This is a genomic window from Acetobacterium sp. K1/6, from assembly GCF_034438075.1.
In the GTDB taxonomy this organism is placed as follows: Bacteria; Bacillota; Clostridia; order Eubacteriales; family Eubacteriaceae; genus Acetobacterium; species Acetobacterium carbinolicum.
In genome coordinates this window covers 47,404-70,838 of record NZ_JAXQGA010000003.1, presented here as the reverse complement: position 1 = coordinate 70,838, position 23,435 = coordinate 47,404, and the positions used below count along the sequence as shown (strand labels likewise).

Sequence of the window (23,435 nt, the reverse complement as noted above, 5' to 3'; positions counted from 1 at the left end):
TCTAGGAGATAATCATATCAATGAGATATAAGCGATCCGTAAAAATGATTGCACTGGCAGAGGTTCCCGTCGTGATTTCACCACTAAAACCGTTGTTTTTTTTGGTCCAGATATAATTTCCCTGATCATCCACCTTGGGATCAATAATAATTTGCATTTCCAGCGGATTTTCTTGATCCTGAGTCAAACCGCTTCGCTTAACACTTCGTACAATCCCTCTTAAATAGCCATAGTCATCGGTGGATGCCGATTCAACCGCAACAAAGACCGGATCGCCTTGCTTAACATTAATGGCGTCTTCATAGCTGGAATAAGCCAGCACCACCACGGTGGTGTCTTCATTTTCCCGTTTGACAATTTGACACAGGGTCGAGTTTTTCGGTAAAAATGCCCCATCTCCAAAATTTAGTCCCGCTATCATCCCGCTTTCCATCGCTACAATCATCGTTTGTCGCTTAAATCTGCTCTTTTCTTCCTCTGTCAGCACTGCTCCACTCGTGATCTGAGCTGCTGTGTTCTCGACAGTCACAACCCCCAGCAAATCTCCTCTTTTCACATAATCGCCATCGGAAACACTCAGCTGGGTCAGAATCCCTTCATTTTCAACCACTACTTGGGCCGTTCCCTCACCATAAGATACAACGGCGTCGAGGGTGGTGGTGATATTAATCGGAACAGTCATCGAATAAATAACCACGCAGACTAAAAAAATGATAATTCCCAGTAGAATCAGCAGGTTCCCCGGACCGATAACGGTCATCAAAGCGGCGTGTTCACTTTTTTTGGTGTTTTTATCCTCTTTGTTCTGAAAAATGGATTTACTCACCGCTTTGTCCTCCCCCCGTCAAATTTTCCCTGGGCACCAATTGATCATTGATATAAATCTTTTGAAATACCGGAATCCCATCAATCAACCGTTTATCAAAGTCTAAACTGCCATAGACCGTCTCAAAACTGTTTTCTCCCAGCACTTTTATTATCGTTTCTACTTCCAGACTCTGGGCCGCACTCGCCGCATCTGCGGCCAGATGCAGCGACATATAGGCTTGGGCGGCTGGCACATCCGGGTTCTTCCCATAAGCTTTCTGATAAGCCTTAATAAATGCCGATTCCGGGCCAGCCGCGGCGGTATTGTTAAAATAACTGGTAACCTGGGTCAGATTTTTCATGTTCGTAGGAATAATATAGGGCTGAATCTCAATGTCATAGCTGGCAAAAATTGGCCGGGTGTTACCGGTTTTTTCCAGATACTCATAAAGCACCGTAATGTCATTTCCGACACAGGCGGTAACAATCGCCTGGACCCCCAAACTGTCCCATTTTTTTAGATAATAACGAAAATAATCAAGATTGGGCAGATAAGAAACCGCATCGACAATTTCAATGCCCACTTCAGCACCATGTTCTTCAACTTTTTGAATAAAATCTTTGCCATAGGTATTGCCGGCGCTATGAACAACCGCGATTCTTTGGATTCCCTGGGTGGCCATACTTCTTACCATTTCATCGGCCATGGCGTCATCCGATGGCGCGCAGAGATAGGCGCCTTCATTTTCAGGGCGATTCAATTTTGAACTGGCAATAATGGGCGCAAAAAGCAGCTTGTTATTCTGCTTATAGATATTCCCGACCTTTAGCACATCATCGGTGCTTCGATGTCCGATAACAATTGGAAAACCTGCTTTTTCGGCAATCCGGGTAGCCACTTCGACCGCCGTATTGGTGTTGTTGCCGTCATCATTGTAGTTGATTTCGATCGGTTGGTTAAGGATTCCGCCCTGATCATTGATTTCCCTGGCGGCCAGTTCAATGCCATTTTTGAAGGAGGCACTGTATTCCTGGGAGAACGGATAAACCACATCCACTGATAACTTACCGGTTTCTTTGACCGTGCTGGTACAGCCAAAACAAAGCAACCCGCCAATAACCAGAACGCCCAGGGTGGATAATATTATCCAATTTTTTTTCATGTCCCACTCCTTTGATTTTATAATTGAGGCAATAAAATGCTCTGAGCTTTCCCGTACTTATCGACAGTGCGGTCGGTTTTAGCTCACCACAGACTAAATAAATGGCGAGAACAAAACAAAATACCGGTCACTCAGGCCTTTTAGCAACACGCCGATCTTCTCAGCGGATAAACTCAGTTTTTCTGCTGTTTCTCCAATCGTATCGCTACCCGCGCCGGCCAGAATATCGATTTCTAACTGACTTAGCGTATTGATATCAAACAGCGAAAAATCAGGAATCCTCTGGATGACCCAGGTGTTTTTTTCTTGCTCACTGAGTTCATGCCATTCTTTAAGAAGACCCTGATAGTCGATCAGTTTTTTATAATACTCCACCATCAGATTATTTTTACCATAAATAAATTTAAGATATCCCGCGGCAATCCCATAGTTAAAAGCCAGCTTGAAATCGGCTTGAATCCGTTCTTTGGTAATCAGACCGTGTTCATATTGTTCTTTCATTTTATTAGAAACTGCGGTAATAAATCGGGAGCGACCCATGCAGACTTCCGGCAGCGATAATTCTTTGGTATGATTAACCGGAAAATCCTCCAGGTTGGTAAGGCATTCCCGGTCTTCCAGAACGATCCCAAATTTTTCAGGTTGATTATAAATCTGGGTACCGGGCAAGGGCATAATAAACGTTGTCGATAAGTCCAGCATTCCGGGGGCCAGATCCAGTAATTCTAACGCTTTTCTAGTGGTTGTAGCCAATGTTTCGGCTGTTTCAAAGGCCCCGCCGATAATGTAATTCCCGGTTAGTTGCGGTAATCCGGCAGCATAGCAGATCTCAACCACTTTTTTGATGTCCTCGGGGCTGGCCTGTTTACCATAAGCTTTGAGCACATCGTCGACCCCGGACTCCATGCCGATTTGCATTCGCACCATGCCGCTGTCAATCATTTCTCTAATGAATTCCAGATGTTTCACCAGAAATCCGGGATGACCTTCACAAAACCAGACAAAATCATATTTTTCCCTTAGCCGTTTTACTCCAGATAAGATTTTCCGCAGCCTGACCGGATTGGTGGTAAAGGTATCATCGCAAAAAAACAGGTACCGGGGTCGTTGACTTCTTTTTAAGCGGGCTTCTATTTCATCCAGCACATCTTTCGCTGTTCGCATTCTCAAATTTTTAGAATTTCCCCCCTCAAAGCAGAAAGCACAACGATAGGGACAGCCTCTGGCCGTAATTACTGACAACAGTGGACGTTCATGATAATCAAGCACATCTTCATTTCGGGGCAAGGCATACTTTGAAAAGTCTTCCAGATAGATGTAATCAGCATTCTGAGCTGGCTGGATTTCTCCGGGAACAAGGACCGCTTCGCCCCTGATTTTTGCATTTAACCAGGTTAAGAGGGTTTCTTCGCCTTCTCCTTTTAAAATACCGTCGGCTTGAAAGCTGCCCAGATCCTTTTCAGTCATATGGAGGGTTTGAGGGCCTCCTAACACAACGTAAAAATGATAATGTTTTTTTAAATAGCTGATGATGGCAGCCACCGCTGACTGATTATCAAAATCACAGTATCGAGTAGCTAGAAATCCGGATAATTAGTCCGGATTTCTTTGCTCTCACAGAACCGTGCTTACGTTTGCCGTACACGGCTCCTGAAATCTCTCATCGAATTAATAATAATTCGACAGTAATCCAACTTTATATTGACCTAAATCGATGAGTCCCAAGTCTTCAAAGTACTGATTCGGGAGTAGCATGTGGATGATATGGACATTTGAATTCTTCCATTTCGTCACCGCCATCTTTTCACCACTACCTTTGATCCCCTGTTTTCTCATTTCCTTATGCATGGCTTTATATGTTTTCCATTGCTTCATCTTTATCATTCGCAACCTGCGCCGAATCCATGACATCATCTCTGTAATCAATGATTTTATGTTGGCGATCCGATAATAATTCAACCATCCCCGGAGCACTGGATTAAGCTCTTTAATCACTTTTTCAAGTGGCCTTCCGGCATTTCTTCTGGTTATGTTTCTGATTTTGCCCTTAAAACGTTTGATCCGTTTGGGATTGATCACCAGATATTTCGCATAAATCACGAACCCCAGGAATGTCACGCCTTCTCTCACACTGGTCAGCCTGGTTTTCGTCTCATTTACCTTCAGTTTCAATTCTTCTTCCAGAACTTTAGTTGCGTAGGCTTTGTAATTGCCGGCTGTCTGTTTGTCTTTTGCAAAGATGAGGATATCATCTGCGTATCGAACGATCCGCAGGCCTTTGCCCTTCATTTTCTGGTCAAACTGATTGAGGTAGATGTTGCTGAGCAACGGTGAAATGACGCCTCCCTGGCAACTGCCGATTTCTGTTTCGATGAATCGGTCGCTCTGCATCACCCCGGATTTCAGAAACTTCCTGAGCAACCCTAAAACTTTTCCGTCACTGATGCGTTCGGCCACCGCCCGCATTAAAATCTCATGATCAAGGGTGTCAAAGCATTTGCTCAGATCCATATCCACAACTTCTGTCAGTTCGTACCGATTCATAAAGCGTTCGGCCTTGGCAACAGCTTGCTGTGGGGAATGGTTGGGGCGGTATCCATAACTGGATGGATGGAAGGTTGGTTCATAGATTGGTTCAATGATATTCACAATGGCTTGTTGGACGACCCTGTCTTTGACGGTCGGTACCCCCAACAATCGTATGCCGCCATCCGGCTTTTCAATTTCTACCCGTCTGACCGGGTCTGGTTCATAGGTGTTGGTTTTCAGCTTCTCATGAAGAAACTCAATATTCGTTTCCAGTGCTTCATTAAAGTCCAAAACCGTTTCTCCATCAATTCCGGGAGCTCCATGGTTCCGTTTGACCTTTCTGAAGGCCAGCTCCAAATTTTCTTTTCGATAGATCTTATCGATCAGGCTGTACCATTTCTTCATGTTCCACCTCCATTCCTGCTTTACTTTTCCGGCACTCTCCGTTTAAGCTATCTGTTCTTCATTCGTTTCCTTTGACGTTTCTAGCACTCTGGCAATCTTATCTTTATTCCACGAATTACTTCAAATCTGTGTCGTCAAAAGGACTCGCATGGTATTTTATGCCAATTCTTTCGGACCTTCCGGCCTTTCAGCCTTCGTTTAACACCTTCGCTCTTACTTCCCATGTTTCAAAGTAATCTTTGAGATTTCTTCCGCCCTTCGCATCAGATCGGGACTTTTGACCCCGATCCGTCACCGTTATAAAAACAGCATCCTTCACGTTTTCTCCTCCAGTCCATTACTGGCTTTCATTGGCGTGATGTTCATCACTACTATGGCTTCATCTGCATACTGCACCTTCCTTTTGTCCCTTGGTTTCCCTTGTGAACAAACCTACAGCTTCAGATACAGTACTTCCGAGGTTAAGTTACTCCGCTTGCTGTTAAAACGACCATCCAAATATATATGACTCAGCTAATTTTCGGACGTTCCCACTTTTTGAAAGGTTATCCATCATATATACCAACACTGGTTCACTTGCGTTCCGTTCCAACAACCGCCATCAGCTTCCTTCAGACCCTTCCGTCGCCGGAAACGCCCTTGCTTACAGCTTGTCTTCCCAATTAGCCAGGTGACAGGTCTTCTTTCAGACCATTAGCTCGGCAACATGCCTCGCAAACAAAAACAGACCGCAAACAGGCGGTCTTTCATATTTTTAATGGTTTTCACCGCATCGGTGGTAATGCCCGTATAAGCCTTTGCCTCAAAGCCATTGGCATTGAGTTGAGCCGCCAGCGTTAGAATGCCCAGATTTTCAATCATTTCAAAGGTCCGTCCGCGGATCATCCGTTGCGTGTAGATTAGCAGAACTTCGGGCTTCTTGTTTAAGGCTTCCGGTATAAAATCCACTTATTCCCCTCCAATTTATCAAGGGCTTGCTGTGCCTGGCGATAGAAATTGGCATTTTTTCCCTGCGGATCGAGTTTCATTTTCCCCTGTTGCAGAACTTCTTTTTTTGACAGCTTGCCATTGCATAATTTTAGCAGGGTATCGTCAATTTCATCCAGTTCCTGATCAAATATCTGTGGTTTTTTACCACTGACATCGGTGTAAAGCCACAGTTCAAAGGTTCGGTGGACAATCGCCGCTTCATTATTTTTTCCCAACTCAACACTCAAAACATACTCATCCGAGGCGCGCATTTTCCAATACGCATCATCAATCGGAATATTTTTATAGACATAGTCATTCCAACGGGTAAAAACCCCGTATTGTCGACCCAGTCGGTAGGAATCCAGAATCACCGCTTCGGGGATTTTTCCATCAAAATAGATTTTGCGCATTTCATTCTGGAGTCGTTTGTTGGCCTGCAAGCGAATATTGATCAGATCCGTAAAATCCAGTTCTTTGGTGCGGGAAAGGGGAATATCCTCATTGCAACAATCAATCAGTTCCTCATAGATTTCCATCCCAAATTTCTTCGGATTAAGCGTAATGGGCGTCTTGGGATAGGGCAGAAATGAAAAATAAGCCGTTTCAAACTGTCCCGGAGCCCGGTAAAGCAATTCCATAATCAAATCTTCAGATTCTTTAATGGTTCCCGCCGTTTCGTGGGGACCGCCAATAATAATGTTGCCAGAAATGCCATGAATCCCCGATTCAACACAATGGTCAATGACATCCACCACCATTTTTTTGTTTATTTTTTTATTGTAACTCTTTAAAACCCTATCACTGCCGGATTCCAAACCAAAGAATATTTTTTTTAGCCCTGCCACCGCCATATTTTTTGCCATCTCCCGATGCTTATCAATCGTTGAGATGTGAGCACTGGCAAACCAGACAAAATCATAGTCTTTGCGGATCTCTTTTATTTCTTCACAAATCTGGTTAACCCGCTTATGGTCCAGCGTAAAGGTATCATCCAGAAAGTTGATATAATTGATGGCCGGATCGCGCCTGAAATTCTCCCGGATTTCAGTCATCAGGGATGGCACCGAATGACGCCGAACCCTTTTGGCATTAGCCCCTTCATAACAGAAGGTACAACCAAAGGGACAACCCCGACCAGTCAAGATCGGTAGCAACTGATAATACTTATAATCGTTGGTCAGCGTAATATCCGGCCAGGGAATATCATCCAGTTCTTCCGGAGGCTTTCGTGGTTCGGTTTCCACCAGGGTTCCTGTTTTATCGAGATAAATAATTCCTTGAATTTCATTGAGAGAACCTTTGTTTTTGATAAAATAATCCATCAACTCCAGAATGGTTTCTTCACCCTCGCCGATACAGGCCGCCGCAATGGCGGTTTCTTTTAAAAATTTGGCATCCATCCCAGCGGTTTGCGGCCCTCCGGCCAGCAGGATCACCTCGGGATAGCGTTTTTTTACTTCCTGAGCAAATGTTTTCACCCAGTGAACATTGTTAAAATCACAGTAGAAACCGATGATTTTGGGTATGTCTTCTTGTTTCATCAAATCGACAACATAATTCAATGCTTCTTTGGCATAACCCTGAAACATCTCAACCTGATAGCCTTTTTGTCTTAAGAGTTGGATCAATATATTCATTCCCAGATTACTGCCGGGAATATAACCGCTGACATAGCGATGTGATTTAATCAATAATAGTTCCATCGTCTCTTTCTCCCCCTTCGAAGGCTGTCAAAATAACCTAGCACCGACAGCCTTCGAAGGGGCAGAACCCCTTCTTCGCTTATTAAGCTCTCGCTGTTTGTGTTGCTGTAAAGGCATAATCCACGCCAACAATACTTAAACCGCCAGCAGCCTGATCCAATTGATCATCTGTGATTGGTTGTTTGGCTTGTGCTTCTTTAAAAGCAGCATGAAATTCATCAGCAGTACAGCTGTAACCTAATTTTGCAACCACTGCGTCAAATTCTGCCCCAGTTTTTGCTTCATCCAGTTGTTTTGCCAATGCCTCATCGGTTAATACTTTTGCGGCCAACGCTCTTGCTCCATCAATACTCATGTTCTTCCTCCTTAAATTTTTTGGCTAAATCATAAAATGGGTTAACCAATATTTAAAATTAAATTGATATAAAATATCAACTAATTTTTCATGGAATTCGGCCTGGTTTTGATAGGGACCACCGAACCTTAAAAACAATTCAGTTTCTAACTCGGCCAGGCTTCTTTTTCCGGCACAACGCAGCAGTAGCTCATATTCCAGCGGCGAAAGCGCCATACCGTCAAGTTTGGGAAAACCTTCGGTAAAGGTCATGGTGCGCCACAATTCAAAGGTACGCTGTGGGTAGTCCCGGGTGAAATCCAGAGCGGGCTCAAAAGCCTGTCCTTCATTCAAATACAAGACATAATAATATTCATAGGCTCTTGGATTGGCAGAAATTTCCTCAAACCAGCGGCTCCTAATACCATAATTCAGGGCGGCTTTAAACTGTTTCATTACCGCATTTTGTTTTAATTCATGATTTTTGATTTTATGTTGCATGCTTTGCCGAATGACCTTATTGAGTTCTTGACGGTTTTTCATCACCTGATCCTGGCTATATCCCAATGGCGTAACAAAAGGATAGTCATCGCCAGATAAGCGACCTGACTGATCATGCAGTTGTAAATTAAATTTTTCAGGATTCTCAAAGATCGGGGTACCGGGATAAGCTCTTAAAAAGCCAGTAATAATATCAATAACCCCGGGAGCCTGATTAATCAGGGTTTTTATCAGCGTCGCGGTTGCCCCCTCTTCTTCCTCAGGACCGCCGACAATAAAGTTAGTAGCAATTTGGGTCAGTCCACAGTCGGCAGCGTAAGTCACAAATTCAATGATGTCATCAATCTGTACATGCTTGTTGTATTGGTTAACAACCTTCTGATCACCAGACTCAATACCAATCTGCAAGCGGATCAGCCCGGCCTCAATCATCGTCGGCAGAATATCCATCCAGTCTTTGATTCGGCCCACATGACATTCGCAATACCAGACCAGATCGCGGTCTTTTCTAATTTCTTTCATCCCTTGACAAAATGCTTCAATCCGCTCCCGATTGAGGGTAAAGGTATCGTCCATGATAATAATATAATTTAAATCCGGATTGTTTTTTAGGTTTAGTCTGATTTCTTCCAGCACTAACGGCATGCTGCGCAACCGAACCTTGTGCTTGCCAGGACTGGGCGCACAATAGGCACATTGATAAGGACAGCCCCGACCAGTAAAAATCAACTTGCCATAAGCGTGATCAATATGTAGTGAGGCGTGATAGGCCGGCAGCGGCAGGGCATCCAGATCGGAGATAATTTCCGGCGGGGTTTCTCTGAAAATCCCGTCTTTGATCATTGCCAATCCGTTGATCGCACTTAAGTCCCCCTCTTCTTTTAAAACAGCCTTAAGAAGCAGCGGCAATGACACTTCGCCCTCGCCTCTTAAGATAAAATCGGTCTGACTGTCTTCTAAAAACTTTTGCCCCAGACCAATGCTTTGAGGGCCACCAACCACAATGGGAATATTATCGATTGCTTTTATTTTTTTAGATAAATCCTCAATAATTTGAACATTATCAAAATCACAGGAAAAGCCCACGGCATCCGGCTGGTTCTTTTTTACCTGTTCCAGCAGGTGTTCCGGTTTGCCATGAAAAACAAGGGGTTCAAACCCAGCTTCTTCCAGCGCTCCGGCCAGATAAAAGAGTCCCAAATAATCATGAGCGCTTGTTTCGTATTTTTTTGACACATTGCTAAGTAGTATTTTCATTTTATTACCCATTTTCTAGTACGGAACAACAAGCAACCAATATTTTTTATCAAAAACTTTCAGAGTTTCAATGATCCGCTCCATTAATTCATCCACACCCTCATTAAATGGTTTTCCGAATCGCTCATAAAGGATCTCAGCAATGCTAAAGATGGTACTTTTGCCGGTACAGTATTTCATAATTTCGTATTCAAAGGGTGACAATGCCTCACCCCATAACAGTGGATAGCCCTGGGAAAAATCGACATCCCGCCACATCTCAATCATTCGCTGAGGTCGCCAATTCGGCAGCTCAGCCGGATCGACATCGATAACCCGGCTGGCGGATTCCCGGGCCAGCATCGTGTAATAAGCGGTTAAGGTCGGCTTATGATGAGAAATAATATTAATCCAATATTTGGGCCCATTTGAAGCCATCGATGTTTGATAGCACCTTAAAATATCCTCATGACCCAGTTCGCCATCGCTAAGCATGATCTTGATCTCATCGACAAAGCTCTGAAGGTATTCTTGATAGGCCGCCATGATCTCCCGACGATCCATGGTTTCGCTATCCATAATCGGGTAATCAGAAATACAGCCCAGTCCCTGTTTATCGTAAATTGTCAGCCCGTATTTATCGGGGTGCAGCCCAATATCGGTCATCGGGTAGGGCATCACAATACTGGGCGCAATTTCCATCATCCCCGGGCCCAATCGCAACAGTTTGGCGCCGAAGGCCTTGTTTTTTTCAATGTGCTCACGATTTTCAAAGGGACCACCCACTAACAACGCTCCGAAGACCTGCTGCACCCCGGCATCGTAGGCCGCTTTAACAACAGTTTCCACCATTTCCGGTGAAATATTTTTACGATAAATCTTGAGCATCGCCTTATCCACGGTTTCAATACCAATTTGAAGCCGGTTAAGGCCGGCATCCACCATCAACTTAAGGACTTCCGGTCGCCTGCTTAAGGACACCACATCAGCCTCACAATAGAACTGAAAGGGTTTCACGGCCTGAAGCGCTTTAGCCTCACGGCAAAAGGTATCCAGCCATTTAGGGTCGGTGACCAGGGTGTCGTCACAGAATTTAAAATAACTGAGCTCCGGGTATTTAAGGAGAAAATGTTTCATTTCGGCAATAACGTTTGCTACACTCCGCTGCCGCATTGGCCGCTTCAAGGCTCCTTCATGGCAGAAAACACAATGATAGGGGCAGCCCCGGCTGCTCATGAGATAAAGGCTGGCATAATCAATCGGAGTAATGCTTTTATGATAGGCCGGAAACGGTAGTTCATCCAGATTCTCTACCACTGGACCTTCGCCCATATCGATATACTCACCTTTTTCGTTGAGATAACAGATTCCGGCAATCCCATCCAGGCTTCTGTTTTCTTTTAAGGCATTGAGAACCGCCACCATTGCCAGTTCACCTTCGCCTCTGACAATGGCTACCGCTTGAGACTGACGCAGATCGTCTTCATCCAGAGAAATGGCTTCGGGTCCGCCAATCAGCACTGGAATATTATGCATTTGTGTAATTGCCGCACTGACTTTTTTAACCACATGCTTATTTTCAAAGTCTACCGAAAAGCCAATACCGCAAATTTCGTTGAAGGGGTATCGTTTCAAATAATCGATCGCCTGATCTGGTCGGCATTCACAAACAATGGTGTCATAACCCTTCGAATCCAGATAGCTTGCCAGACCATAGATACCCAGAAAGGCACCGTTTCGGCTAAAGCCGGCAATTTCCATCCCAATGGTTGATAACTTAAACAGCATAAACTTATTTTTCACAACATCCTCAACTGTTTTTTTCACTGTTTCTCCCCGATTCTCCCATTCTTTATCTGCCACTTTCGCACTCAGTGAACCTGACAATACACACATACCGACAGCTTCGAGTTTTTTGATAGTATCTAGCAGATGCAACTTAAACGCGTCAAAATTCTCAAAGCTCTTCTGGTATTCCGGAAAAAGTATTTTGGCCATCTCAAACATCGCCAGTTTTCCGGAGCTATATTTTAAAACTTCAAATTCAAAGGGAGAATAAACAAATCCGTTTAACGCCGGAATTTCTGCCGCCAGCTCGGGGGTCAGAGAAAGCAGAGCGATCCGTTGCGGGTGCGTCGCAAACACCGTCTCTCCGGGATAATCTTTCGTCAGCTTATCCCCACGAACGCGGGCTTTATACTGGGCATCAAAATAGGGGTACCGGGAATAGGCCAGTCCCTGCCACATCCCACTGAGACCGTATTTTTCACTGAGCGCATAGCTTTGTAAAATGACCGCATCAGGAATTTCGCCATCGTTTAGCATTTTTCGCATCAGTCTGATATTTTCTTCGAAAAACGCATTTCGAGCCGCACAGATTTCTTCGATGCTCAGAGTTTTAGTTTCAATCACCGGAAAATCACCCACCGATGTAAGGGCTTTTTCATCCTTTACAATAATCCCGAAGGCTGCGGGATCTTTTGACATCGCGGTTTCCGGGAAGGGCATATAAAAGGTGCTGACGACTTCTACCATCCCCCGACCAGCTTTAATCATTTCATTAACCGTATCAAAGGTAAAATCCAGGGTTTCCCGGGTTTCCAGTGCCCCGCCGATGATGATGTTCCCCACCAATTGAGGCAATCCGGCGGCGTGACAGATCTCGATGACGTCAAAAAGTCCTTCCCGCTTTATTTTTTTGTTATAAATATCAATGATATGCTGGTTACAGCTCTCAATGCCGATCTGCATCCGCACCAGACCAGCATCCACCATCATTTTTACAATTTCCGGATACTTGATGACAATATTGACGTGGGCATCGGCGAACCAGACAAAATCGTGTTCTTTGCGCAACTCTTTGAGTTGGTCACAAAAAGTCCGCACCCGTTCCTTGTCCAGGGTGAAGGTATCATCGCCGAAAAAGATGTACTTCACATTGGGGTTTTGTTTAAGCCGACAGCGGATTTCTTTCATCACATTTTCAACACTGCGGCGCCGGACGTTCTTGCTGTTTCCCCCCTCATAACAAAAAGAGCAGTGGAAAGGACACCCTCGTCCTGACATGACTGCCATATGATTAATGCCCTGATGCTGGGCAGATTTAATTGTACCGGTGATGATTGGCAATTCGTCTAAATTTTCAATGGCTGGATAAATGTCATTATCATAATAGCTGCCATCATTCCGAAATGAACACATACCGGAGATATTTTCCCATCGTTCTCTTGCTTCATTTTGAATGGCGTGGATCGCTTCGTAAAGGGAATACTCACCTTCTCCCCGCATAATCGCATCGGCCTGGCTGGCGCGCAAAAAGTCTTCACCCAAACCCACCGTCTGGGGCCCGCCGATAAAAACAATGGCACCATAGCGCTTTTTTATTTCTTTGGTAAAACTTAAAACGGCCGACTGATTCTCATAATCACAATATAAACCCACCACCGTATTTTTATCCGCGCCACTCCGATCCAGAAATTCCAGTCCTCTTAACAGCTCGCCGGAAAAAACAGCTACATCAAGTCCTTTACTGGCCATCATTTCCGCCAATGACATATGACCGATGGGCTCAATTTGAGTGATCGAATGGGTCCGTGTTCCACGATGAATCAGCATCAGTTTTAAGTTGATCGTTTTCACTATGCGCCTCCAAGTTTAATTTTTATGCATCGTTAAGATCTATTTCGTAAATTTTTTTATTCACAGTGTATTCTTTTTTTTGTGATTTGTCTATTGCTTTTTTGTTAAATCCGCTGCACTTTTTAGCTTTCCCTATTTTAAAAATTTTACTTGATACTGCGCCCAATAATGACATCGGCAATACCGACTCGAAGCCCGGTTTAACTATTTACGCCTCCAATTCAGTGATGGGGATAACTGATTTTGGATTGGCACCATGCTCACCAATTATTTTTTCCATCCAGACCATGTCATACCAGGTTTCAAATTTATAACCGCATTTTGAAAAATGACCAATGGTTTGGAAGCCCAGGTGTTCATGAAAACCGATACTCCCGGGATTGGGATAGGCAATGCAGGCATACAAATTACAAATGTTCTGCTTTCTCAAAACTGCCTCTAAGTTCTGGTAGAGTTTTTTTCCCACCCCGCTTTGACGGTTGTCCTGTTTGACATAGATGGTGGTTTCCACCGCCCAGTCATAGGCGGCCCGGTTTTTAAACGCCGAAGCATAAGCATAGCCAAGAATTTGCGCTTCATGCACGGCCACTAAAAAAGGATATTTAGTTAAGGTCTTATTTATTCGTTCACTAAATTCTTTAAGGGACGGGACGGTATATTCAAAGGTAATCGCGGTTTCTCTGACATAGGGCGCATAAATGCCCAGTAAGTCTTGTGCATCTGAGGCCTTCGCCCTACGGATGATAATGTCTCTGCTCATATTTATATCCTTCTTTTCTCAATTTCAACTATTTTATTATAACATTTCTAAAAACAACGGAAAAGAATCCCTTCACATTTCTGTATAAGGGATTCTCCTATTTAGATTAAATTTAAGCTTATTTATAATAGAAAACTCTTAACCGCTTCCGCTGGCATCATGGTCCGCTCCACAATGGCATCCACCGTCATCCCCTGGTCATGAAAACGCCGGCAAACCATGGCCATACTTTCGCCCACTTCGATGATATGGTAATCCGGATCATAAAAGCGGATGGCTCGCTGCCCCCAGGCGGCTTCCTCGACATCGTGTAAATAGTTTATCCCTTCAAAACTTTTCAGATGTTTTAAAAAGTCATCAAGATTTTCTTCTTCAAAGTACATCTCCATATCGTTACCCCGATAGACAATCGACTTTTCGTCGGCATTAATAAATTTCGCCCAAAGCGCTTTATCCTGCAGCGAAAATCCTGCGTTAAAGGTAATATTTTCACCAAAATCCATCACCACTTCCAAACCAAAAACATCACAATAAAAAGCCCGTGAACGATTGATATCATCCACCACCAGCATCGGTGCTTCAAATTTCATTTCTTAATCCTCCTTGTTTTTAGTTTATTCTACCTGACTAATCACGACACCAGTCTGTCATGTTTAAATCAATCACTGGTATTTTTCAGCAATTTTTTTCGCAATCATCAAAATGTCTTCTCTTAGTGCTTCAGGTTTTATTAATTCTACCCCATCACCAAAGCTCAGCAGCCAACTAAAAAGATTTTCTTGGCTTGAGAAATAAAATTCAAAGCGGAGTTTTCCTTCCCTGGTCATTTGATAAGAGTCCATCCCATATTCATCAATCAGCCGCCATTTCATAGCGGGGTCAAATTCTGCCACCAGATGAATCTGGCTGGGCATGGCCAATTGCTTCTGAGTGTTATATTCTGGCAGAATCCGGGGCTCATAGGTCTCATCCAGCACCTGCAGGTTCCAGAGCCGATTGAGCTTAAAAAGTCGGTAATCACAACGCTCCGGACAATAGCCCCAGATATACCAGGATGACCATTGATAGACAATCAAATAAGGCTCAATCTGTCGGCTGCTTTCGCCTTTTGGTGAATAGTAATAAAAAGAAATGACCTGCCTCTGATCAATGGCTTTTTTAATGGTTTCAAATTTGGGGGCCAATGAATTTTTATAGTGTGAGGACAGATCAATAACAAGATGATTATCCGGCTGGGTCACTCCCCCACGCACTGCCAGTTTATCAATTAATTGCCGATATTGATTGGTTCCGGCAATGCTGTCCAGACTCTTAAGTCCTGCCAATATAGACTGCAGCTCCGCTGATGATAATAGCGTTTTATCGATCTTATAGCCTTCCATAATGGCGATCCCGCCGTTTGCTCCCTGGGTTGTCGTCAGCGGAATTCCAGCCTTGCAGATGTCTTCAATATCCCGATTAATGGTTCGGCGGGAGACTTCAAACATCTCTGCCAGGTAAGGAGCCGTCACTTTTTTTTGCTGTAGAAGAATCGATAGTATCCCGATTAGCCGATCAATTTTCATATGCGATCCTTTTATTAAAACCTTTTAAAGGTCCATATTTAAACGTCAAGAAATGTGATCACCTTATCAATAAATACTTCCCCATCCAGATGATCCAATTCATGGCAAAAACACTTGGCCAAATCATCTTCGCCGTCAATGATGATTTCATCACCCTTTTCATTGCGCGCTTTAACAGTAACTTTTTGGGGACGGATGGTCGTTCCAAATTTTCCCGGAAAACTCAGACAACCTTCTGTGCACTCCTGTTCGCCACTGGTCTCAATGATTTCGGGATTAACCAGTTTTATCACCCCTTCACCCATATTAATAACCACCAATCGCTTTAGGATACCCACCTGATTGGCGGCAATTGCAGCACTATTGGGAATACTCTGTAATGTTTCTAGCATATCATCAAGAATCATTTGTATTTTTTCATCGATTTCGTTTACTTCTTTGCATTTTTTTCTGAGGATTGGATCCTCATCAAGCCGAAGTTGTCGTATTGCCATTGCTTCCTCCTGATTAATTTTACTTACTTTTCTCAAGTATATTGTGAAAATCGAAGTCTGTCAATGAGCGCTGCTCTTTAAATAGTATAAAAAAGAATTCTTGGAATCTTTACTCCTTTAACCCAAAAAAGGCCTAGCACATCCCCTGATCTGCTACGACCTTTTGCCTTAAACTCATGGTTCGAAATATTCAAAGATAATTGCATCAAATTTTTTCTTGCAATACTCAATGTCATCGGTATCCTGAACTGTCCATCCGACCAGCCTTCCGGTCAACAAGTGGAACAGGCTAAGACCCAATTTCCGCCGGGCATCCCCGTGACAGAATGCCATAAAATGCGGGCGCGTGATAAAATTGGTTCCAAATGAAATAATTAACAACCATTGCCAGAACTTAACATCCAGCCCTTTGAGACTTTTTCTACCGACTGAAAGCTGCCCTCTTACTACATCAGGCCGATTCTTATAAAACCATCTTACAATTAAAGGATGAAAAGATTCGACACAATAAAGCCCGTCATATTCATCAAGCTGACTTGCTGTTTTTGCACAGAGTTCATTGAGATATTTCGTATTTTTCAGTTCGACAATTAAGGGAACCCGACCATCCACCATTCTCAGAACCTCGTCAAACAGAGGGATTTTCTCTTCCGTGTTTCCCAGGTTATAGGCCAATAATTCCTCATAGGTACAATCGGTTATTAACCGCTCCACTCCACACAAACGTAATAAATTATCGTCGTGAAACACAACGATTTTTCCATCTGCGGTAAGATTTAAATCCATTTCAATTCCATAGCCGGCATCGACTGCTTTTTTAAAGGCTGCCATCGAATTTTCTGGGATTGTCTTATCCTTTTGGTGCAAGCCCCGATGGGCATAATAACTGGTCCACAATCGATCATCGACTTCCTTTGGCATCCTGCCCGGGAGCAGCAACAAAATATAAATGATAAATATGGCTATTCCTGCCACGATATACACTGTCATGTAACCTTACCTACTTTTGCTAATCTAATTCAAATCAGTCCCTTTCTCTTAAATTTTTGCGATCGCAAAAACACTAGGTTGTTTGTCTGTTTCACAATAACCTGATCACTTCTTTTTTACCGCTAGTATCTATTATAAACCCATGTTCTTTTATTTACCCTACTATTTTCTCAATCTTTCATTAAAAATAGATTAGTATTTAGACTATTTTCTGTAAAATCTTGTTTTTTAAACCGCTGGTCTGAAAAATTCAAAGATAATTACATCAAAAAACCTCATGCACCGCAGGGGATCATCCGTATCTCGGATTGTCCAACCAGCCAGTTTACCGCCTAATTGGCGGAAAAGACGAAGACTGAGCCGATGATGGGCATCTTTATGGTCATAGGCCACAAAATGAGGACGGGCCGCCACGTTTGTCAGAATTGATGCAATCATTAGACTTTGCCATACCGGCAATTCTTCAAAGCTGCGATGGTTAGCTGATAGCTGTCCTCTGATCACCAGCGGCCGATTTTTGTAAAACCATCGGACAATGCCGGGATGAAAAGACTCCACACAATAAGAGCCCGGATAATGATCCAGAATCGCTGCGGCTTTTTCACAAAGCAGCTGCCAATTTTTGGTGTTTTTCAACTCTACGATAAGTGGTGTTTGGCCATTGACCCGTTTCAAAACATCCGTCAAAAGGGGAATCCCTTCACCGGTCTGTTCCAGGCGATATCCTAAAAGTTCCATCAGGGAACAATCGGTGATCAATTTATCCACACCACAGACCCGCAGAAGATTGTCATCATGAAAAACCACCACCTGTCCATCGGCACTGAGATTGATATCCAGCTCCATCCCATATCCGGCCTCAACGGCCTTCTCAAAGGCTAACACCGAGTTTTCCGGAATCGACCGATCCTTATTATGAAGGCCGCGATGGGCGTAATGATATTGCCAGAGTCTCGTGTCTGAATTGGGGGGCAACTGAGCCGGCGAAATCATAAACAGATATAAAAGTATTACGCCAACGGTTACCATTGTTATAATGATGATCATCTTCTGCCTCGTCGTTTCTCTAAATCATCAGTCTGCCACATCAAATAACTCCAGCTTGGATGGCCCGATAATCGGTTTTGAATCGCCATGGTTCACCATCATCATCGTTAAAAATGCCAGCCCGACAAACAAAGCCCCATAGGGCATTAAGGTATGATATCCCAAATGTTCCAGTAGTGCACCGGAAATAATCGGTGTAATCACCTGAGCTGCCATCGATGCCGTATAATAATAACCGGTATAGCGACCAATGTTGGCTCCCTTGGACATTTCCAACACCATTGGCAGAGAATTGACATTAATCGCCGCCCAGGCAATCCCAGCCAGAGCAAAAGACACAAACAGCAGGGGATTAAATCCCGTGTAGAATGCCGATGTTCCAAAAACCGTGGCCAGCACCACCACACCCACAAGGATCATCTTCTTTCGTCCAATCCGAGAAGAAAGAATCCCAACTGGAATAAAAGAAATGATGGCGGCTATACTGGCCACCATTAAAATCGATGCCGACTGGGATTCCTGCATATTCAACGAAACCATGGCATATTTAGAAAAGGCCGAGGTTACCGCATTATATCCCATAAACCATAAGGCGACCGACAAAAGGATAAAAATCAGACTCTTTCGATATTCTTTGGGAAGTCTTTCATGAGTGACCAGGGTATCGTCATGCTCCGCTTCTTCAACATCAATCCCCAAAGTCGCACTGTTATGACGCATTTTGATAACTTCTGCCGGTTCATTGACGGTCAGTTTAAGAATAATGACACCCACTACCATAACACCGGCCGTTCCCAAAAACAGCGGCCAATAGTTGATGTTAGCTTTGTCTGGTGCCAGCAGTGCGACCATCGCCAAAACCATAATCCCGCCGACGGCACCCATCAGATTAATCACTGCATTGCCCTTGGAGCGAAGCGGTTTTGGTGTCACATCAGGCATCAGGGCCACTGCCGGTGATCGATAAAGGGACATTGATAACAGTGCTAAAGCCAAGGCGACAATAAACAACCCCAGTTTATTGGCCATCACCGCATAGGGAATGATCAGCATGGAGACCACTGCCATTGCCGTACCGCCTAAAATATAGGGCATCCGTCTCCCCATCCTGGTACTGGTATTATCCGAAAGCATCCCAAATAGAGGCAACATAAACAACGCCAAAACATTGTCAAGGGACATAACCACACCAGCCATGGTATCACCAAATTCAAAGGCTTTTAACATAATCATTGGAATCACAAAATCATACAGGCTCCAAAATGCACTAACAGTCATAAAACCCAGGCCTACTAAAACAGTGAGTCGGTAATCCAGCTTCATCAATATGCTCCTTTTTTCTTCATGAAAAAAGTATAGCATCCACGGTATACTTTATCAATGCGCTTAACAAATCTTTAACAAATCTTCATAATTCAGTCCTGCGAATTTTTTGGCTGATAGCCGGGATTATTTTTTTTACATTTAGGACAATAACCATAAAGATCCAGTTTGTGTCCAACAATTTCATAATCGGTTTCGTCTTCAATTTGATGTTCATAGCTTTTAATGGGACAATGCTCAATGGCCAGGATCTTTTTACAACCCAAACAAATCAGATAGTGCCGATGAACCATTTTATTATACTCAAACACCGAACGGTTGTCCCCCGACAAACTTAATTTTGTCACCAGTCCCTTTTCTGCCAAAGCTTCAAGATTTCGATAAACGGTTGACAAATTGATGGACACATCCATTTTCTGTATGTCAAAAAATATATTCTCGGCTGAAACAGGCTGATCATTTTTTATCAGTATCTCCAGAATCGCCACCCGATGTTTTGTCGATTTCATGCCGTTGTTTTTCAGTTCTTCACGGATATCCAACTTTTTCATTTGATTTCCTCATTCCGCTTACTTCGACTTTTCTGAGCGTTCCGATTTATTTTGCGTCTGATTGCCTGACCCAGATACAAACAAAAATAACATCCCACTGACAGAATAACGATCGTCGCACCTGAAGCAATGTTCATCTCATACGAAATCCACATGCCCGATAGGCAAAAGATAATCCCTAATATTATAGCATAAAACATCCGATTTCTGAAATTTGAGCTAAGCATTCCCGCTGATGCCGCCGGGGCGGTCAGCAAGGCAATAACCAGAATAATTCCGACAACCCGAATCAGCACCACCACGGTCATTGCCACCAGAATCAAAAGACCATACTCTAGTATTGTCGTATTAACACCTAAAATAGTAGCAAATTCCTCATCAAACAGATAGGCCTTCCAATGATTAAAAAACACCACCACCACAAAAACGACAATCAGTGTTAAGCCGATCATCAAATAAAGATCAAAGCGTGTAACCGATAGAATACTCCCAAAAAGATAGGAACTCAAATCAGGCGGATAGCCGGGCATCAAGGCAATAAAAAAAATCCCCAGTGCCATACCAACTGACCAGAACAGACCGATGACAACATCCGATTCAGCTCCGCCCTTTTTATTAATATAACCAATTCCCAACGCGGCACAGACTGAAAAAACAAAGGCCCCAATAATCGGCTCAAAACCTAGCAGATAGCCCAAACCAACCCCACCATAGGCCGTATGGGCAATGCCGCCGCTCATCATTACCAGTTTTCGCTCAACAATGATTACTCCGATCAACCCACAAACTATGCTGGCTAAAATCCCGGCAAAAAAAGCATTCTGTAAAAATTGATATTTAGATAATGCATCTAACATCTCAGCAATCCTCCCCGTGATCCTTTAGTACCCGATGAGGAACGCCATGGGCAATGAGATCAACTGCACAGCCGTAAAGATGGTTAACCACATCTTCCGTCAATTCAGGCTCGCCATGATAAACCAATTTTGTATTCAAACATGCTAGTCGCCCCACATAAGAGGATACGGCAAGCAGATCGTGGGTCACCAGAATGATCGTCATTTCTTTGTTGAGTTCCTCTAAAAGACCATATATTTGCTCACGTGATACCGCATCGACACTGGCTGTGGGTTCATCCAAAAGCAGCAGTTTCGGTTTAACTGCCAATGCTCTGGCGATTAACATCTTTTGAAATTCTCCCCCTGAAAGCTGAGAAATCTGCCGGTCTGCCAGATCACTAAGCCCAACCTTTGCCAATAAATTCACGACGATCTCCTTATCTTCTTCCGAGTAATGAAAAAAGGGTTTAAAGCCAGCTTTGATCCGACCGGTTAAAACCACTTCAAATACCGTAATCGGAAATGTCTTATGCATGGCTGCATACTGAGGAACGTACCCCATCAGTATCCGTTTTTTCGCAATCGGCTCTCCATATATCTGGACGGTTCCCTCCGTTGGCGGGTTGATTCCTAAAATTGTTTTTAGCAACGTTGTTTTTCCACCGCCGTTGGGTCCAATGATCCCTAAATACTCACCTTCATAAACATCAAGACAAACACCGGCAATTGCCGGTGTTTGTCCATAGTAGACGGTTAAATTATCCACCTGTACGACTTTATTTTTCACTGCATAACCTCGGCCATCGTTTTTGCCATCGTTTGTAGATTTTCAATATAATTTTCCGCCAGCGGAGCTAGTTGAACCGTTTTTCCACCGAGTTCATCGGCAAAAGCCTGAGACTGACTACTATCAATTTCGGCCTGATAAAAAATAACCTTAATATTATCTTTCTTTGCCAGGTCAATGATCGCTTGAAGCTGCTGAGCGGTTGCTTCCTTGCCTTCTTCTTCCAGGGCAATCATTTCCAGCCCATAATCATCGGCTAAATAACCAAATGCCGGATGATACACAATAATTTTTTTATTTTGAACCGGTGCCAGAGCGGTGGTTATTTCCTGATCTAAAGCCTTAAGTTTGGCAATATAATCTTCGGCATTTTTTTGATAAACCGCTTGATTCTCAGGATCTCGTGCTGACATTTCTTTTGCAATGGTTTCTACCATTACCTCCACCCGCTTTGGTGAAAGCCAGATGTGGGGATCTCTTTCGCCCGAGGAAAATAATCTTTCGGGATAAACAGCCTTTGCTGCTTCCTGTAATGAAACGATCTTAACCTCTCCTGCACTTGGTAAGATGTTTGCTTCCTCCGTTGGTACGCCGATAGTAAAATATACTTCTGCCTGACTGAATTTCTCCATTTCCTGAGGCGTCGGTTCATAATTTTCCGGACTATTTCCCGGCGGTACCAATGCAATAACCTCCGCCAGATCGCCGCAAACGGCTTCCACAAAAGTTTTTTCCGGTACAATGGTCACGGCCACGATTGGCTTTTTATCCTCACCATTACTGATCGCTGAAGTTTCTTTGCCGCTCTTGCAGCCACTTACTAATAATAACAGACAAACGGCCAGAATTAATCCCGATAAAACACGCAATGTTCTCATCTTTTTCATTTTCCTACCACCTTCTTTTGGTTAATATGCAAATGATTTGTATTTGCATATTAATTGTAAGCCTACGCTTCTTTTGTGTCAATGGTATTATACAAAGATTATTAGTCGAATATTGCTGTAAACTATTTAAGCATCTGCTAAATATAACTTGTCATATCACGGTTTTGTTTGTTATAATTTAAGATCTCATTTAAATATTCTTATTTTAAGATATAAGTAGAATAATTGCTAGCTTTAGCATTCATATTTCAGGAGGTCATCATTATGAAAAGAATTTGTGTTTATTCCGGCTCCAATCTCGGTGTTCGTCCGGAGTACAAAGAAATGACAAAAAAATTGGGTCTGGTGCTCGTCAAGAACAACATTGAATTAGTTTACGGCGGATCAAAATTTGGTCTAATGGGCGAAATCGCCAATCATATGTTAGACAATAGTGGCTGTGTCACAGGGGTTATGCCCGGAGGCCTTTTCCCCAACGAAGTGATTAACGACCGTTTGACTCGTTTTATTGAAGTAAAAAACATGCATGAACGCAAACAAACCATGGCCGACTTATCTGATGGTTTTATTGCCATTCCCGGAGGGGTGGGGACCTTCGAAGAATTATTTGAAACCTTTAGTTGGGCACAACTGGGGATTCATAAAAAACCGATTGGGATTTTCAATATTTCAAACTTTTTTGATTCCTTTATTGCAATGATGCAAAACATTGTCAACGAAGGTTTTATGAACCCGTCCAACACAAAGCTGGTGCTGGTCTCAACAGACCCCGACGAATTGATCCGTCAAATGATTCACTATACCCCGCCTGTTCTGGGCAACAAGTGGCAGCAATTGGATCCGGCCACGATAAAATAAAATGCAAAAAAAAACATTGCCCTAAATTAAGTGCCCACTAAACGC

The 23,435-nt window shown here is 43.4% G+C and carries 22 protein-coding genes; 1 reads left to right on the top strand and 21 read right to left on the bottom strand.

Features of this window, described 5'->3' with window-relative positions; all coding sequences use genetic code 11:
- Window position 1: 1 nt before the first annotated feature.
- The 21 genes from U2P91_RS03435 to U2P91_RS03335 form a co-directional block, all read right to left on the bottom strand.
- Window positions 2–826, bottom strand: coding sequence for a biotin/lipoyl-binding protein (locus U2P91_RS03435; protein ID WP_111888753.1), 825 nt, complete (start codon window positions 824–826; stop codon window positions 2–4).
- A complete protein-coding gene (locus U2P91_RS03430) occupies window positions 819–1,970 on the bottom strand; it encodes an ABC transporter substrate-binding protein (RefSeq protein WP_111888752.1) in 1,152 nt (383 codons plus the stop codon). Before U2P91_RS03430 ends, U2P91_RS03435 begins: the two co-directional genes overlap by 8 nt.
- Window positions 1,971–2,063: 93 nt before the next feature.
- A complete protein-coding gene (locus U2P91_RS03425) occupies window positions 2,064–3,512 on the bottom strand; it encodes a B12-binding domain-containing radical SAM protein (RefSeq protein ID WP_322519003.1) in 1,449 nt (482 codons plus the stop codon).
- A 126-nt stretch (window positions 3,513–3,638) separates the two neighbouring features.
- A complete protein-coding gene (gene ltrA, locus U2P91_RS03420) occupies window positions 3,639–4,904 on the bottom strand; it encodes a group II intron reverse transcriptase/maturase (protein ID WP_322519002.1) in 1,266 nt (421 codons plus the stop codon).
- A 187-nt stretch (window positions 4,905–5,091) separates the two neighbouring features.
- Complete coding sequence (locus U2P91_RS03415; RefSeq protein ID WP_322519001.1) at window positions 5,092–5,223, bottom strand: hypothetical protein; 132 nt, start codon at window positions 5,221–5,223, stop codon at window positions 5,092–5,094.
- A gap of 374 nt (window positions 5,224–5,597) precedes the next feature.
- Complete coding sequence (locus tag U2P91_RS03410; protein WP_322519000.1) at window positions 5,598–5,852, bottom strand: hypothetical protein; 255 nt, start codon at window positions 5,850–5,852, stop codon at window positions 5,598–5,600.
- On the bottom strand, window positions 5,828–7,579 hold the full coding sequence (locus U2P91_RS03405) for a B12-binding domain-containing radical SAM protein (protein WP_111888750.1): 1,752 nt from the start codon (window positions 7,577–7,579) through the stop codon (window positions 5,828–5,830). Before U2P91_RS03405 ends, U2P91_RS03410 begins: the two co-directional genes overlap by 25 nt.
- A gap of 82 nt (window positions 7,580–7,661) precedes the next feature.
- Window positions 7,662–7,934, bottom strand: a complete 273-nt coding sequence (locus U2P91_RS03400) for a Nif11-like leader peptide family natural product precursor (protein WP_111888749.1) — start codon at window positions 7,932–7,934, stop codon at window positions 7,662–7,664.
- A gap of 24 nt (window positions 7,935–7,958) precedes the next feature.
- Entirely contained in the window at window positions 7,959–9,671 is a 1,713-nt protein-coding gene (locus U2P91_RS03395; RefSeq protein ID WP_162624521.1) for a B12-binding domain-containing radical SAM protein, read from the bottom strand.
- A 15-nt stretch (window positions 9,672–9,686) separates the two neighbouring features.
- Window positions 9,687–13,289, bottom strand: coding sequence for a B12-binding domain-containing radical SAM protein (locus tag U2P91_RS03390; protein WP_111888747.1), 3,603 nt, complete (start codon window positions 13,287–13,289; stop codon window positions 9,687–9,689).
- 208 nt (window positions 13,290–13,497) lie between these two features.
- Window positions 13,498–14,049, bottom strand: coding sequence for a GNAT family N-acetyltransferase (locus U2P91_RS03385; protein ID WP_111888746.1), 552 nt, complete (start codon window positions 14,047–14,049; stop codon window positions 13,498–13,500).
- Between the two features lie 122 nt (window positions 14,050–14,171).
- Entirely contained in the window at window positions 14,172–14,639 is a 468-nt protein-coding gene (locus tag U2P91_RS03380; RefSeq protein ID WP_111888745.1) for a VOC family protein, read from the bottom strand.
- A gap of 72 nt (window positions 14,640–14,711) precedes the next feature.
- Window positions 14,712–15,614 (bottom strand): helix-turn-helix transcriptional regulator, encoded by a 903-nt coding sequence (locus U2P91_RS03375; protein ID WP_111888744.1) that lies wholly within the window; start codon window positions 15,612–15,614, stop codon window positions 14,712–14,714.
- 38 nt (window positions 15,615–15,652) lie between these two features.
- Window positions 15,653–16,108: a peptide deformylase gene (def, locus tag U2P91_RS03370; protein WP_111888743.1), complete on the bottom strand. Its 456-nt coding sequence runs from the start codon at window positions 16,106–16,108 to the stop codon at window positions 15,653–15,655.
- Between the two features lie 174 nt (window positions 16,109–16,282).
- Window positions 16,283–17,098 carry a glycerophosphodiester phosphodiesterase family protein gene (locus U2P91_RS03365; RefSeq protein WP_111888742.1) on the bottom strand — a complete coding sequence of 272 codons (816 nt, stop codon included), beginning with the start codon at window positions 17,096–17,098 and terminating at the stop codon, window positions 16,283–16,285.
- 228 nt (window positions 17,099–17,326) lie between these two features.
- Window positions 17,327–18,145: a glycerophosphodiester phosphodiesterase family protein gene (locus U2P91_RS03360; RefSeq protein ID WP_111888741.1), complete on the bottom strand. Its 819-nt coding sequence runs from the start codon at window positions 18,143–18,145 to the stop codon at window positions 17,327–17,329.
- A gap of 27 nt (window positions 18,146–18,172) precedes the next feature.
- On the bottom strand, window positions 18,173–19,468 hold the full coding sequence (locus tag U2P91_RS03355) for an MFS transporter (protein WP_111888740.1): 1,296 nt from the start codon (window positions 19,466–19,468) through the stop codon (window positions 18,173–18,175).
- A gap of 92 nt (window positions 19,469–19,560) precedes the next feature.
- Window positions 19,561–20,019, bottom strand: a complete 459-nt coding sequence (locus U2P91_RS03350) for a Fur family transcriptional regulator (protein WP_111888739.1) — start codon at window positions 20,017–20,019, stop codon at window positions 19,561–19,563.
- Complete coding sequence (locus U2P91_RS03345; RefSeq protein WP_111888738.1) at window positions 20,016–20,876, bottom strand: metal ABC transporter permease; 861 nt, start codon at window positions 20,874–20,876, stop codon at window positions 20,016–20,018. The genes U2P91_RS03350 and U2P91_RS03345 overlap by 4 nt, the downstream gene beginning before the upstream one ends.
- Before the next feature lies 1 nt (window position 20,877).
- Window positions 20,878–21,645, bottom strand: a complete 768-nt coding sequence (locus tag U2P91_RS03340; RefSeq protein ID WP_111888737.1) for a metal ABC transporter ATP-binding protein — start codon at window positions 21,643–21,645, stop codon at window positions 20,878–20,880.
- Window positions 21,642–22,532, bottom strand: a complete 891-nt coding sequence (locus tag U2P91_RS03335) for a metal ABC transporter solute-binding protein, Zn/Mn family (RefSeq protein ID WP_111888736.1) — start codon at window positions 22,530–22,532, stop codon at window positions 21,642–21,644. Before U2P91_RS03335 ends, U2P91_RS03340 begins: the two co-directional genes overlap by 4 nt.
- A gap of 264 nt (window positions 22,533–22,796) precedes the next feature.
- Here U2P91_RS03335 and U2P91_RS03330 point away from each other — a divergent pair, with 264 nt between their 5' ends.
- Window positions 22,797–23,390 carry a TIGR00730 family Rossman fold protein gene (locus tag U2P91_RS03330; protein ID WP_322518999.1) on the top strand — a complete coding sequence of 198 codons (594 nt, stop codon included), beginning with the start codon at window positions 22,797–22,799 and terminating at the stop codon, window positions 23,388–23,390.
- The last annotated feature ends 45 nt before the right edge of the window (window positions 23,391–23,435 follow it).

Bases quoted from the DNA above. Each gene is read 5' to 3' on its own strand.
- U2P91_RS03345 (WP_111888738.1), bottom strand. From the start codon at position 20,876: ATGTTAGATGCATTATCTAAATATCAATTTTTACAGAATGCTTTTTTT.
- U2P91_RS03365 (WP_111888742.1), bottom strand. From the start codon at position 17,098: ATGACAGTGTATATCGTGGCAGGAATAGCCATATTTATCATTTATATT.
- U2P91_RS03375 (WP_111888744.1), bottom strand. From the start codon at position 15,614: ATGAAAATTGATCGGCTAATCGGGATACTATCGATTCTTCTACAGCAA.
- U2P91_RS03385 (WP_111888746.1), bottom strand. From the start codon at position 14,049: ATGAGCAGAGACATTATCATCCGTAGGGCGAAGGCCTCAGATGCACAA.
- U2P91_RS03430 (WP_111888752.1), bottom strand. From the start codon at position 1,970: ATGAAAAAAAATTGGATAATATTATCCACCCTGGGCGTTCTGGTTATT.
- U2P91_RS03400 (WP_111888749.1), bottom strand. From the start codon at position 7,934: ATGAGTATTGATGGAGCAAGAGCGTTGGCCGCAAAAGTATTAACCGAT.
- U2P91_RS03330 (WP_322518999.1), top strand. From the start codon at position 22,797: ATGAAAAGAATTTGTGTTTATTCCGGCTCCAATCTCGGTGTTCGTCCG.
- U2P91_RS03335 (WP_111888736.1), bottom strand. From the start codon at position 22,532: ATGAAAAAGATGAGAACATTGCGTGTTTTATCGGGATTAATTCTGGCC.
- U2P91_RS03350 (WP_111888739.1), bottom strand. From the start codon at position 20,019: ATGAAAAAGTTGGATATCCGTGAAGAACTGAAAAACAACGGCATGAAA.
- U2P91_RS03405 (WP_111888750.1), bottom strand. From the start codon at position 7,579: ATGGAACTATTATTGATTAAATCACATCGCTATGTCAGCGGTTATATT.
- U2P91_RS03395 (WP_162624521.1), bottom strand. From the start codon at position 9,671: ATGAAAATACTACTTAGCAATGTGTCAAAAAAATACGAAACAAGCGCT.
- ltrA (WP_322519002.1), bottom strand. From the start codon at position 4,904: ATGAAGAAATGGTACAGCCTGATCGATAAGATCTATCGAAAAGAAAAT.
- def (WP_111888743.1), bottom strand. From the start codon at position 16,108: ATGGCAATACGACAACTTCGGCTTGATGAGGATCCAATCCTCAGAAAA.
- U2P91_RS03355 (WP_111888740.1), bottom strand. From the start codon at position 19,468: ATGAAGCTGGATTACCGACTCACTGTTTTAGTAGGCCTGGGTTTTATG.
- U2P91_RS03380 (WP_111888745.1), bottom strand. From the start codon at position 14,639: ATGAAATTTGAAGCACCGATGCTGGTGGTGGATGATATCAATCGTTCA.
- U2P91_RS03360 (WP_111888741.1), bottom strand. From the start codon at position 18,145: ATGATCATCATTATAACAATGGTAACCGTTGGCGTAATACTTTTATAT.